The following is a 12,924-nucleotide window of genomic DNA, read 5'->3' as shown; positions in this document are numbered from 1 at the left end:
GAAAGAAAAGGGATTTACAATGACAAAACCTATGTACAAACAATTTCGTTCTCCACAAGGTTGGTATTCTTTTCTCTTTCCTGCCACTTGGGAACATATGGTAGTCGAAGAAATTCCCGCTTTTTTCCATCCCAATGGCGGAGGCGCACTTCAAGTTTATGCTTTTGAATCCAAACAGGAAGATTTTAACGTAGACCAAGAATTGGAGAACTACTTAAAAATTCATGAAATTGACTATGACGCCGAAAACGTTGCGGTTTTTGAGAATAACGAAGGTTCTTCTATTCGTGCCTGTGAATTTTTAAAAGAAGACAGAGTATGGATGGTTTATATGGTTGCCAACCAATCTAGAATGCTCCTTGTTACTTATAATTCTGATGAAGAAGTCGGAGATGAACTTTTCCAACAATTAACCAATATCATTAGTTCGGTTCGGTTTTTGAATTAAATTATTCGCCCTTTTTTACTTTACAGAAACCAAATTTCTCTTAACTTCAAGTTCACTCTTTCGTGTCAAAGTTAGGAGAAAATATGAAAAAAATAGGTTACGGAATTCTAGCTCTATTGGGCTCCATTCTGCTTATCGTAATCATTGCGTTAGTTTTTGCCGGGAGTTTTATTACTCCGAGTTTCCTTGTCAAACAAATTGAATCTGCCATTAATGTTAGGGCCCATGTAGAATCGGTCAATATCAACCTTTTTAATGTTCTATCTGGAATTGAAATTGAAGGGATTGTCCTTGCTCCTAGAGATGAAATTGCAAATAAAGGCACTCCTTTAGAGGAAAGAAAATTGAAACCCAAAGGCCTGATTGAATTAGGGAAGGCTGATGTTAAAATTTCCTTCTTAGCCCTTCTTACTAAAACCTTAAAAGTAAATAAAATCGTTCTAAAAAAACCAGAAATTTCCCTTACCATGAACGAAGACGGTGGGAACAACCTAACTTCGCTTTTTAAAACACCAAAAATTGTTAATGGAGAAAAGAACCCTGCACTCTCTGCAGAAGCTCTTGCAGAAAAAAAAGCAGCTTTGGAAGAAGAGGAAAAGGAAAAAGCAAGTGCTCCAGCTTCCGGGCCATTTTCTATTAAAGACATCCCGATTGCCATTAAGATGGGGCTTGTAGGAATCCAAGAAGGAAATATCCAAGTAAACATGCGAAAAACGGGACAACAGATTTTGGTTCAAAAATTGGATTTAGAATTAAAAGACATTGATATTGATGGAAGTGATTTAGGTTCGCATAACAATGTCAATGTGAATTTTGATGCTGATGTTACAATCATTGGTAGAAACAAAAAGGAAGCGGCAAAGTTTTTATTAGATACCGAAGGAAAAGTAACACCTTTTGTCGTAAAAACAGGGCTCGTAAATCCTAAAGTAAATTATGAAGTGACCATGAAAGAGGATTCTTTTCTTTCTGGATTTGCGGCTTTTGATGCCATTGCAGGTGAATTACCAGCTATGAACCAAGCTGGCCTAAAACTTGACAAACTCAAAGAAAAAGCAGAATTAAAAAAAGATGTGTCCTTTCATGTCGAATACAGCAATGGAAAAGTTACTTTTTTAGATGAACCAACATTTCCTACCAAAAACTATGACCTACAAATCACCAAAGGGTCATATATTGTTACCACAACCAATTACCATGAAATGAAAATGGGAATGTTGTACGATGAAGAGGAATCAAAAAAATCCTTAGCATCTGTTGATGAAAAAATCAAACAAGCGATGAAAGGCCAAGGGGACCCAAAAGCCATAAGAAACAAAATTGTAGGAAACTTAGTAAAAGACGACCGCTTGTTTATTCCATTTCGTACCTATGGTGACATCCGTAATCCGAATGTGGAGCTTGGGGTAGGACTTGGATCATTAACGGATTTAATTGGCGGTGCGGTGAAGGAAGCCATCAAAGGAAAAGCAAGTGAGGCTTTGAAAAAACTTCCAGGTGCGGGCGATGCCCTCAAAGGATTGGGATTTTAATTCAAAATCTTCATACATATAAAAAAGGGACTAACTAATTAGTCCCTTTTTACTTTCGCATACCAAGTGGCCGAGGTAGGATTTAAATCTTAACGCCCACTACTAGATCTTTTTCTCATACTTGCATCCAAAACTTTTTTACGAAGACGCAAACTTTGCGGAGTTACTTCCAAAAGTTCATCATCATCTAAAAATTCAATGGATTGTTCCAAAGTGAGTTTCTTCGGTGGAACCAAACGAATTGCTTCATCTGAACCTGAAGCACGAACGTTTGTCAGTTTTTTCTCACGGACAGGGTTTACTTCTAAGTCGGAGTCACGGCTATTCATTCCGAGGATCATTCCTGGATAGACAGCTACTTGCGGTTCAATGAATAATTCCCCACGTTCTTGTACTTTCCACAATGCATAAGCAGTGGATTCCCCAGAGTCCATAGAGATAAGAGCTCCGTTTTTACGACCAGGAATTTCGCCTTTGTATTTATCAAATCGTAAGAAGCGACTAGACATAACCCCTTCACCACGAGTTTCAGAAATAAAATGACCTCGAAATCCAATGAGGCCTCGTGTCGGAATGATATATTCGACACGAGTGATTCCAGATGTATGTGCATCCATTCCTGTTAACTCACCTTTTCGACGGTTCAGTTCTTGGATACAAGCACCAGTGTATTGGTCCGGTAGGTCCATCACAAGTGTTTCGTATGGTTCAATTTTTTCGCCAAGTTCATTTTGTTTGATGATTACTTCTGGTCTAGAGACTTGGAGTTCATACCCTTCTCTTCTCATGTTTTCAATGAGGATGGATAAATGAAGTTCCCCTCGTCCTAAAATCTTAAATCGATCTTTATCTTCCGTTTCTTCTAAACGTAGTGCTACGTTAGTTTCTAGTTCGCGGTCCAAACGTTCGCGTAAGTTTCTTGTTGTTACAAACTTACCTTCTTTTCCAGCAAACGGAGAGTTGTTGACCATAAAGAACATGGAAACAGTTGGTTCTTCTACTTGAATCGCAGGGAGTGGAAGTGGATTTCCAAGATCACAAACGGTATCTCCGATGAACACGTCAGGAATTCCTGCCATTGCTACAATATCACCAGATCCCGCTTCATCGATCTCGTAACGTGTGAGTCCTTCGTAACCATAAAGTTTGGTGATTTTATAATTAGCAGTGGTTCCATTTGTTTTAGCTAGAGTGACATCGGCACCTTTTTTCATGGTTCCTTGGTAGATTTTACCAATGGCGATACGTCCAACATATTCGTTATAATCAAGGGCTGTGACTTGAAACTGCAGTGGTTTTCCTGTTTCGATTTTGACTGGAGGAACATGAGAAAGAACTTTATCAAGGAGAGGTTCGATATTGACGCCTGGAACTTCAGACAAATCATTCACTGCCCAACCTTGTTTTCCTGAAGCGTAGATGATAGGAAAGTCTAACTGCTCTTCGGTGGCCCCAAGATCGCTAAACAAATCAAATACCTTGTCTACTGAATATCCAGGTCTTGCACCTTCACGATCGACCTTGTTTACAACTACGATCGGTTTATGACCGAGTTGGAGTGATTTTCCGAGAACAAAACGCGTTTGTGGCATCGGTCCATCAAATGCATCGATCAAAAGGAGAGTACAGTCTGTCATGGACAGAACTCGTTCTACTTCTCCTCCGAAGTCAGCGTGTCCTGGAGTGTCTACGATATTAATGCGTGTGCCTTTGTACTTTACCGAAGTGTTCTTGGCAAGGATGGTGATCCCTTTTTCTTGTTCCAATGCGTTGGAATCCATGAGTCTTTCTCGGTCTTCTTTTGCGGTTACGGCGCCCGTATGGCGAAGGATACTATCTGTAAGTGTCGTCTTACCGTGGTCAACGTGTGCGATGATGGCGATGTTGCGAATTTCCATTGTTTTTACCAGAAATTCTAATCCAGTTAGGCTGTAAATGGGGATTTCAGTTTGACAAGAGGTGCCCATTAGAAATCCTGGTAAGAACTACATTCGAGAAAGAGATTAGGATAGTTATATGTTCGCCATCATTGAACTTGGAGCCAAACAATTTAAGGTTTCTCCTGACCAGGTATTCGTCGCAGAAAAAACAGGAAACTCGGTTGGAAGCACAGTAGAAACGAAAGTCCTACTCCTTTCCGATAATAACAAAGTGAACATTGGTTCACCAGCACTTTCTGGTGCGAAAGTGACTTTGAAAGTATTAGAAGACTGTAAGGGTGATAAAATCCACGGTTTCAAATACAAAAAGAGAAAAAACTACAAAAAGTCTTGGGGTCACAGACAACAACTCCAAAAACTGCAAGTAGTTTCTATCAGCGGTTAATTGATTTATAGTATAATTTTAAAAGATTTAGGAGGGAAAATCGCAGGAATCCAACTGGAAGGACATTCTCCCAAGGACTTAGGTTCGAAGGGCGAAAATCTTTTGTGTGCTGGGGTCTCCACTCTGGTTCAGAGTGCACACTCTTACTTGGCATCACAAGGCAGTTTGGAATCGGAAACAAAACGAGACGGGTATTTAGAATTTTTAGTCATGAAGGACCAAAGAGAGGGTTACCAAAACCTACTTTCGATGGTTGCATTTGGATTAAAAAGTTTAGCGACCAGTCATTCCCATGCGATTTCCATCCAGGACGAAATAATAAAGGGGTAAACAATGGCTACAAAGAAAGGTGGTGGATCCACAAAGAACGGTCGTGATTCGGTATCGAAAAGACTAGGTGTAAAAGTTTATGGTGGCCAACAAGCAATTGCTGGAAATATTATTGTTCGCCAAAGAGGAACTGAATACAAACCAGGGAAAAACGTAGGAATTGGTCGTGACCACACTCTTTACGCACTCGTCGACGGAATTGTAACTTTCGAACATGTAACAAAAGAAAGACAACAAATCTCCGTTTACCCGAAAGTGTAATCCTCTCATACATTTGAGAGGCAAAACCCGTTTTAGGATCTCCCTTGAACGGGTTTTTTTTTGACCAAAGGAAACTATGAGCGGATTTATCGACGAAGTACCCATTCAAATTCGAGCCGGACACGGAGGGGCAGGTTCTGTCCATTTCCATAAAGAGAAATTTGTCGAATTTGGAGGCCCGGATGGTGGTGACGGTGGCAAAGGGGGCGATGTGATCTTCGTTGCGGAAGGTCGTATGATGACTCTAGAAAATTACCTGCCTGACCGTATGTATGCGGCACAGGACGGAGAACCAGGCCTTGGGCAAAACAGAAATGGAAAAAATGGAGAGGACTTAGTCCTAAAAGTACCTGTAGGAACCCAAATCATTGACCAGGTCACTATGGAACTTCTGTATGATTTTAATGTAGATGGCGAAAGTTTTACCATTGCTACGGGGGGTCGTGGTGGAAAGGGAAATACATTTTTCAAAACATCTGTACAACAAGCACCCCGGTACAGCCAACCAGGAGAAGAAGGTGAAGAACTTTCTTTAATATTAGAACTAAAGTTACTTGCCGATATTGGAATCGTTGGACTCCCTAACGCCGGTAAGTCGACCCTGCTCGCAAAAATTACCCATGCGCATCCTAAAATTGCAGGTTATGCGTTTACTACACTCTCCCCTAACCTTGGTGTCGTACATAGACATGAAGATTTGTTTCGTTATACCGTAGCAGACATTCCTGGAATCATTGAGGGAGCATCTCGTGGTGTAGGCCTTGGGATTAGTTTTCTCAAACATATTGAAAGGGTCCAAGGGATTTTGTTTTTATTTGATGGTGGTAACCTACAGCTCGAAGAAGAATTAGAAATGTTACGAAGTGAACTTGGGAATTACAACCAAACTCTTCTAAACAAAAAATTCCTAATCGTCATCAACAAAATGGATATTTGGGACAATGACCCAACCTTCACAAAAGAAATTCAAAAGAACTATTCTCATTTAGGGGAAATCATTTGTATTTCTGCTGACAAAGAATCTAATTTGGAATACTTACTAGAGCGAATTGACAAAGTATTCTTTCCTGAAAAAGCAAAATTGGTTTATGAAAACACGTAAGGAATTTTTAAACTCAATTCAAAAGGCAAAACTAATTGTGATTAAAATCGGAAGTGCTCGTGTTTCCGGTGAAGAATCTAAAATTAATGATTTTTTATATGATCTTGTGGGTGACATCCGTTCCTTACGGGACCAAGGAAAAGAAGTAATCCTTGTTTCCTCAGGTGCCATTGCCCAGGGAAAAAAACTTCTAGTGGATCAAATTGGATCTGCATCACTTCCCAATGGAAAAACGAGTCTCGCAGAAAAACAAGCTTTTGCTGCGATGGGCCAAAACAAACTTCTAAATTTATATGAAAGTTTTTTTAGTCGGGTCAATATCCCCATTGCTCAAATCCTTTTTGGAAGAAAAGATTTAAACGAAGAAAATAGTTTTACTAATCTCAAACAAACCTTTCGCCAACTTTTGGGTTGGGGAATTCTTCCTATTGTAAATGAAAACGACTCGGTATCTACAGAGGAAATCAATTTAGGAGATAACGATATTCTTTCTGCGATTGTTGCCTCCATCGTTGGTGCAGACCTTCTTCTCATTCTTACCGGTGTCGATGGATTCCTAAACGGGAAGGAAAAAATTGATTTGTTTACGGAAATTACAAAAGAAACAGAGGCCCTCGCTACAGGACCCTCTGGACCAGGCACCGGCGGTATGTTTACTAAAATCAATGCTGCCAAACTTTTGTTGCCTTACGGTATCAAAACAGGAATTGTCAATGGGGAAAAAAAACATGCCATTTCACAGTTTTTTGAAACTGAAAACTTTGGGACGTTAGTTGCCAACCATTCCTTACCTCACCGAGTTCCGAATGCCTCCGAAATCCAATCTCATTTTTTTTCCTTTCAGACGGAGTAAATTATGGCAGACGAAAACACAAACTATGCAAGATCATTAGCCACCAAAGCCAAGTTAGCTAGTAGAGGCTTAAAAGGTTTAACCACTTTAGAAAAAAACTCAGTTCTAAAACGAGTAGAAGAACTTCTTTTCGAAAATGAATCTGCGATTATCGAAAAAAATAAAATCGATATGAAAAATGGACAGGAAAAAGGATTATCTTCTGCCATGATGGACCGCCTTCTACTTGATTCCAAACGAATTAAAAATATGGCAAAGAGTATAGAAGAAATTCGTAATTTGCCAGATCCAGTGGGTGAAGTCGTGAGAGGAACCATTCTTCCCAATGGACTCGAACTTCTCACAAAACGTGTTCCCATTGGTGTGGTGATGACAATTTTTGAATCCAGACCCAATGTGATCATCGATATTGCTTCTTTATCTTTTAAATCCGGGAATGCTTGTATCTTACGAGGTGGTTCGGAAGCCTTTCATTCTAATTTAATCCTTTCTTCTTTATTCCACCAAGCGATCGAAGAAAAAAAATTGCCAGCTGTGACAAAAGAAGTGGTAACCTTTGTCGAAAATACAAATCGAGAAGCGATGGTTCCCTTTTTTCAATTGGATGATTTAATTGATGTGATTGTTCCCCGCGGTGGTGAGGCTCTCATTCGTTTTGTCTCCGAAAATAGTAAAATCCCTGTCATTAAACACGATAAAGGTGTTACCAATCTTTATCTTTCCCATCAGGCAAATCCAAAGATTGTCCTTCCTATTTTACTGAATTCAAAAGTGCAACGCCCTGGAGTTTGTAATGCTTTGGAAAATCTTTTGATCCACAAAGACTATCCCAATATAAAAAATTTACTGGAATCTTTAGCCACAAATGGAGTGCAAATTTTAGGAGATGAATCCATCACCAAAATATTTCCTTCCGCCAAACCTGCGACAGAGGATGATTTTTATACGGAATTTTTGGATACAAGGCTTAGCGTAAAATTAGTGGGTTCTGTATGGGAAGCTATGGAGAATATTCGAAAGTATAGTTCTGGTCATACGGAATGTATATTGTCTGAAGATATAACTGAAATCCAAACCTTTCAGAAGGAACTCGATAGTGCTGCCATTTTTGTGAATTGTTCGACAAGGTTTCATGATGGTGGCGAGTATGGGCTTGGGGCTGAGGTAGGTATTTCTACTGGCAAACTCCATGTGCGTGGCCCTATGGGACTTATCCACCTAACAACGACCACAACGTATGTAACAGGAAGTGGACAAGTCCGCACTTAAAAATGGAAGAAGTTCTGTTTTTTGGAGGAAGTTTTAATCCACCTCACATTGGCCACAGGCATGTGATCGAAACGATTTCAAAATCTTATCCCGAAGACCTTCTTTATATCTGCCCTAACTACGTCTCACCTTTTAAGGAAAACGGAAAAGAGTTTACTTCTTCTGAAATCTGGGAACTTTGTCTCTCTGAATTTGAACCATTCCTCTCTGAAAAAATCATTCTTTGGGATGAAGAAATAAAAAAACAGAACACAAGTTACACGATAGATAGCTTACTTACTCTTCAAAAAATTCATCCTAGTTCCGAACTTTCCCTTGTTTTGGGCGAGGACAATTTAATTCACTTCGACAAATGGAAATACTACCGGGAAATTATAAAAATTGTAAAAGAAATGATTGTGGTCAGAAGAGAAACGGCTTACCCGAAAGAAGTTTTTATACCATATTTTTTGTCAGATGCTAAGGTCAATGTACTGACAAATACAATTTTACCAGCAAGTAGTACTGAAATTCGTGAAATTCATTATCAAATTAGGTCAGCCGAATATCTTCTCCCAAAAACCAGAGAGCTTGCTATCAAGTTTTTGTCGTCCAAAGGAGATTCAAATTGATGAATCAAATTCCGAAATCAAATAACTCTTTAGATGATTGGATTTTATTTTTTTCAGAAGAAGTGCCAAAACACGTTACAGAAACTCGTTATGCTCATATACTGAGAGTCGCAAATTATGCAGAAGATCTTGCCAAAAAACATGGATATGAGAACCCAAAAAAAGCATATCTTGCTGGACTTTGCCACGACATCACCAAACAAAAGAAGTTGGAAATCCATTGGGGACTGTTTCAAGAGTTTTCACTCGATGTAAAGGGTGTTCCAAGCCAAGCCCTACATGCGTATTCTGCACCCTTATGGTTAGAAAAAGAATACCACTTCTTTGATCCCGAAATCACAAAAGCAATATCTTCTCATACGTTAGGGAACGAATCTCCAACACTTTTGGATAGGATCGTTTATGCGTCCGATTTTCTGGGTTCGGATTATGCATTTCGTAAACCAGAACTTTCTCTTTGGGTAGAGAAAACTATGGAAAACCTGAATTATGGTGTTTTTATGAAAGCCTTTCAAACCATATCCTTTTTAATGGAAAAACAAGAAGTCATTCATCCCTATACGTTTCAGATGTACAACCTATCCGCAAATTTGATCAAGGAAAACCAAATCGATGTTACGTGAAGCTCCAAAAAAACAGCCAATCCCAGCCAAAACCCTTCTCATTGCGGCAGGGGCCTTCTTTCTTTTTGCTTTATTATTTTTAGTATTACGTTCCAAGGGAGGTTTTTCATTAGATCAAAAATTTTCCCAAAGCAAACGCCTTCCCATTCTTTTTTCTGTACTTGGAGATAAGGATGAATATCTTTTTTCTCTCTATGCAGAATTTTATCCGAATGAAAAAAAAGCTGCTCTCTTCTTCGTAAATCCCAAAACCAGTTTTGATGATGGAGACAAGTCACTCAAAGAGAAAGGAAGTTCTGCACCTTCGTATGTGGAATCTGTTTTAGAAGACACTTTGGATTCGAGTATACCGTTTAAAATTGTTTGGACCAAAGAACAATTCCAAAATTCCATTAATTTACTTGGTGGATTAAACCTATTTTTTGAACCAAAGTCTCTTCACATAACAAAAAATTACGCAAGGAACAAACAGACATATGTTCTAGATGGTGAAGATACTTTTGATTGGATGAGTTCTCTTGCAGATGAATCAATGATATCCTATATCCGTCGTTTGGAGATACAAGAAACAGTTTTTTTAACTGTGCTTGAGGCCATTCATGAAAAAAAAGACTTACTAGGAAAACAACGAGTTGCCTATTTACATTCTCAGATGACGACCAACTTATCTATTAAGGAATGGGAAACTTTTATCGAATTTCTAAAAAAAGAAAAAATTCATTTTGGTGTTTCCGAAGTTCCAGGAGAACCGATGGGTCGACCTAAATTGCGAGATGAGGTCTTAAAAGCTAACGAAGAAACAGTAAAGGTCGCTTTTCATAAATTTGCCAGTGAACTTCGCTCTCTGTCTTTCAGTGAAGGCGAAAGGGCCAGAATTGAAGTACTCAATGGAACGCCAAAAAATGGACTTGCCAGATACGGTAAGGTGCTTCTGAATGATAAGGGTCTGAAAGTTCTCTCCGTTGACAATGCTTGGGATTCTAGTTTTAAATCCAGTATCATCTTAAATCGCTCAGGAAATACGCAGTACACTGATCTTATCTCGGATACCTTCCAGGGTCGAAGGGTTTTCTTCGCACTTCGGAAAGATCTGGGACTTGATGCCACTGTGATCCTCGGAGAAGATTTTCAAAATTCCAAGGACTAAAATGCCAAATATAAGTGCCGAAACATTAGACCATCTAAAAAAAATTAAACAGACGTTAATTGACAAGAAGTGTGAGAACATACAGTTTTTGGATCTAAAAGATGTTCACAGTTATTTATCTATCTTTGTATTAGCCACTGTCAAAACAGAAACACAAGGAAGATCTTGTGCCAAAGATATTGATAAATACATGAAACCGCTAAAACTTGCTGTGAAGAGACAAAATCTTGCCGATCTTCCAAAAGATGCGACAGGTTGGATTCTTTTGGATTATGGTGAAATTTGCGTACATATCATGACTGATGAAATGAGAACCTACTATTCGTTAGATAGACTTTGGGGGGACGCTACTCCTATTGTTGTATAAGAGTAAGAGTTTCTTCCCAGTTGTCTTTCGGTAATTCACAAGAAAAATTGCGACAAACATAGTATAAAATACCGGAGGAACCAGCGCCTCTTCCACTTAAGAGTTCGAGCTCTTTCGTCAAAGCCTTTGCTTTAGATTCCTCGATAACCAACCATACTAAGTTAGGATCTTTTAGTGATGCTAATTTAGTTTTTATTGTTTGTATTTCTAATGCTTCTTTATCTCTATAAACGACAAGAACTTCTTTGGATGGGTATTGGAATTTTTGGAATGCCGAAATCATCGAGGGATAACTTAAAGAGTTTTGAGTTAGTTCCGGCAAAAAGTAAGCAAAAATCAAATCCGCTTTTTTTCCGAGATTCCATTTGTTAAAACCCCAAAAATGAAGAAGATGAAACAAATGTAAGATGGTGGAATTACCGGAAGGCTCTACTCCATCATATCCTTCAATGGTACGTACAATCAAATCCTCATTACCATGAAAAGATTCGTAAAAAGGGCCAACCTTAGATTCAAAATTAGAAATTAAATATTCTAAAGATTTTATTCCGATTTGATAGGCTTCCATATCCTCCTCCAACTGGAAAAGTTTAAAAGAAACCCAGATGAATTCAGCATAATCAGGAAGAGTTCCAAAATATTTAGCTTCCCCTTCTCGAAACCTTCGCAATATTGAGCCATCGGAACTTACTAATTCTTTACAGATAAACTGATAATTTTTTTTGGCATCGTTTAGATATTCATATTCTCCTGAAACTTCATAAGCATTCAAAAGGGCTCTGATCCAAAGACAGTTCCAAGAAGTCAAAATTTTATCATCTCGGAGAGGACGAATTCTATTTCTGCGATGAGTTAATAACCTATCTTTTGCTTTCTCCAATTTTTCAGAAAACTCTTGTGTTAAATGGATTCCTTCAATGTAAGGATTTTTCCCCCTCCAATAAACATTTAAGATGTTTTTGTGTTCGAAGTTCCCTTCTTCTGTGACATTCCAAAATCCTTGGATATCTTCTTCCGAAACGATTTGATTAAATTCAGAATGATTCCAGAGATAAAACTTTCCTTCTTCTCCCTCTGAGTCTGCATCTTCAGCACTGGCAATCCCACCCGATTCTAAAGTCATATCCCTTCGGATGTAACTGACAATCTCTCGAATGACATCTAGAAAAAAAACTTCCCCCGTTGCTCTATACAATACAGAAAGTGCCTCTACAAAAAGAGAATTATCATATAACATTTTTTCAAAATGCGGAACTAACCATTCATGGTCTGTTGCATAGCGGCAAATTCCGCCGCCAACCTGGTCATAAATCCCACCAAACTTCATAGCATATGCTGTATTAAAGGCCATCTCAAGGGCACGGGGTTCTTTTTTTAATAAATAAAATTCCGTAAGGAAACGGAGGGCCATACTTGGAGGAAACTTATTTACCGAATTTGTTTTGAAGCCAAAAAATTCTTTATCGTAAACTTGGAGATATCGTTCAAAGTTTTTTTCGATGATCTCTTTGCCGGGAACTTTACCTTCATTTGGTCTTGTTTCATTTTCTCGCAAATATTGTGTCAAATCCGATGCGGCTGTCAGCAATTCTTCTCTTTGATTTTTCCATGCCTCTGAAACTAACCGTAACACCTCTTTGAAACTTCGTTTTCCGTAGCGGTTTTCAGGAGGAAAATAAGTTCCTCCAAGAATCGGTTCCTTTGTGGGTGTAAGAAACAAATTGAGTGGCCAACCGCCTTGGGTGCCCATCGCATGGAGTGCATCCATATAAATTTTATCTATGTCTGGACGTTCTTCTCTGTCTAACTTGATGCATACGAAATCACGGTTTAAAACTTCTGCTGTGGAATCATCCTCAAACGATTCACGCTCCATCACATGGCACCAGTGGCAGGTAGAATAACCAATGGACAAAAGGATGATTTTATCCTCTTTTTGGGCTTTTTCGAAAGCTTCCATTCCCCAAGGAAACCAATCTACGGGATTGTGTGCATGTTGTAACAGATAAGGACTTTTCTCATGAACCAAACGATTCGGTTTTTTCGACATATTTGC

Annotated in this window: 14 protein-coding genes; 12 read left to right on the top strand and 2 right to left on the bottom strand. The window is 38.8% G+C overall.

The genetic code is table 11. The features are described 5' to 3' along the window. Positions 1-19: 19 nt before the first annotated feature. Complete coding sequence (locus ND811_RS05530; RefSeq protein WP_265351116.1) at positions 20-448, top strand: hypothetical protein; 429 nt, start codon at positions 20-22, stop codon at positions 446-448. Between the two features lie 83 nt (positions 449-531). Next, on the top strand, positions 532-1,980 hold the full coding sequence (locus tag ND811_RS05525) for an AsmA family protein (protein WP_265351115.1): 1,449 nt from the start codon (positions 532-534) through the stop codon (positions 1,978-1,980). 89 nt (positions 1,981-2,069) lie between these two features. Here the strand turns inward: ND811_RS05525 and typA are convergent, their stop codons facing one another. Beyond that, the gene (typA, locus tag ND811_RS05520; RefSeq protein ID WP_265351606.1) at positions 2,070-3,878 is read right to left on the bottom strand and encodes a translational GTPase TypA; all 1,809 of its coding nucleotides are present in this window, start codon (positions 3,876-3,878) and stop codon (positions 2,070-2,072) included. Positions 3,879-3,996: 118 nt separating this feature from the next. Here typA and rplU point away from each other — a divergent pair, with 118 nt between their 5' ends. From rplU to rsfS, 10 genes are all read left to right on the top strand, one after another. Next, a complete protein-coding gene (gene rplU / locus ND811_RS05515) occupies positions 3,997-4,305 on the top strand; it encodes a 50S ribosomal protein L21 (protein WP_135640794.1) in 309 nt (102 codons plus the stop codon). Continuing rightward, on the top strand, positions 4,306-4,635 hold the full coding sequence (locus tag ND811_RS05510; protein ID WP_265351114.1) for a ribosomal-processing cysteine protease Prp: 330 nt from the start codon (positions 4,306-4,308) through the stop codon (positions 4,633-4,635). It begins immediately after the preceding gene. Between the two features lie 3 nt (positions 4,636-4,638). After that, positions 4,639-4,896: a 50S ribosomal protein L27 gene (gene rpmA, locus ND811_RS05505; protein ID WP_012388759.1), complete on the top strand. Its 258-nt coding sequence runs from the start codon at positions 4,639-4,641 to the stop codon at positions 4,894-4,896. 76 nt (positions 4,897-4,972) lie between these two features. Beyond that, positions 4,973-5,998 carry a GTPase ObgE gene (obgE, locus tag ND811_RS05500; RefSeq protein WP_265351113.1) on the top strand — a complete coding sequence of 342 codons (1,026 nt, stop codon included), beginning with the start codon at positions 4,973-4,975 and terminating at the stop codon, positions 5,996-5,998. Then, entirely contained in the window at positions 5,985-6,851 is an 867-nt protein-coding gene (gene proB, locus ND811_RS05495; RefSeq protein ID WP_265351112.1) for a glutamate 5-kinase, read from the top strand. The genes obgE and proB overlap by 14 nt, the downstream gene beginning before the upstream one ends. A 3-nt stretch (positions 6,852-6,854) precedes the next feature. Next, entirely contained in the window at positions 6,855-8,120 is a 1,266-nt protein-coding gene (locus ND811_RS05490) for a glutamate-5-semialdehyde dehydrogenase (RefSeq protein ID WP_238754586.1), read from the top strand. Between the two features lie 2 nt (positions 8,121-8,122). Beyond that, the gene (locus ND811_RS05485; protein ID WP_265351111.1) at positions 8,123-8,731 is read left to right on the top strand and encodes a nicotinate-nicotinamide nucleotide adenylyltransferase; all 609 of its coding nucleotides are present in this window, start codon (positions 8,123-8,125) and stop codon (positions 8,729-8,731) included. Then, a complete protein-coding gene (yqeK, locus tag ND811_RS05480; protein ID WP_265351110.1) occupies positions 8,731-9,354 on the top strand; it encodes a bis(5'-nucleosyl)-tetraphosphatase (symmetrical) YqeK in 624 nt (207 codons plus the stop codon). Before ND811_RS05485 ends, yqeK begins: the two co-directional genes overlap by 1 nt. Beyond that, positions 9,344-10,501 carry a LytR C-terminal domain-containing protein gene (locus tag ND811_RS05475; RefSeq protein ID WP_265351109.1) on the top strand — a complete coding sequence of 386 codons (1,158 nt, stop codon included), beginning with the start codon at positions 9,344-9,346 and terminating at the stop codon, positions 10,499-10,501. Before yqeK ends, ND811_RS05475 begins: the two co-directional genes overlap by 11 nt. 1 nt (position 10,502) lies before the next feature. Continuing rightward, positions 10,503-10,868 carry a ribosome silencing factor gene (gene rsfS, locus ND811_RS05470; RefSeq protein ID WP_135569416.1) on the top strand — a complete coding sequence of 122 codons (366 nt, stop codon included), beginning with the start codon at positions 10,503-10,505 and terminating at the stop codon, positions 10,866-10,868. Here rsfS and ND811_RS05465 read toward each other — a convergent pair. After that, the gene (locus ND811_RS05465) at positions 10,855-12,918 is read right to left on the bottom strand and encodes a thioredoxin domain-containing protein (protein WP_265351108.1); all 2,064 of its coding nucleotides are present in this window, start codon (positions 12,916-12,918) and stop codon (positions 10,855-10,857) included. The two genes, rsfS and ND811_RS05465, sit on opposite strands and share 14 nt — an antisense overlap. Between the last annotated feature and the right edge of the window lie 6 nt (positions 12,919-12,924).

The organism is Leptospira soteropolitanensis, assembly GCF_026151655.1.
GTDB lineage: Bacteria > Spirochaetota > Leptospiria > Leptospirales > Leptospiraceae > Leptospira_A > Leptospira_A soteropolitanensis.
Note: the sequence above shows the minus strand (reverse complement) of the source record. Positions and strands in the feature narration are given on the sequence as shown.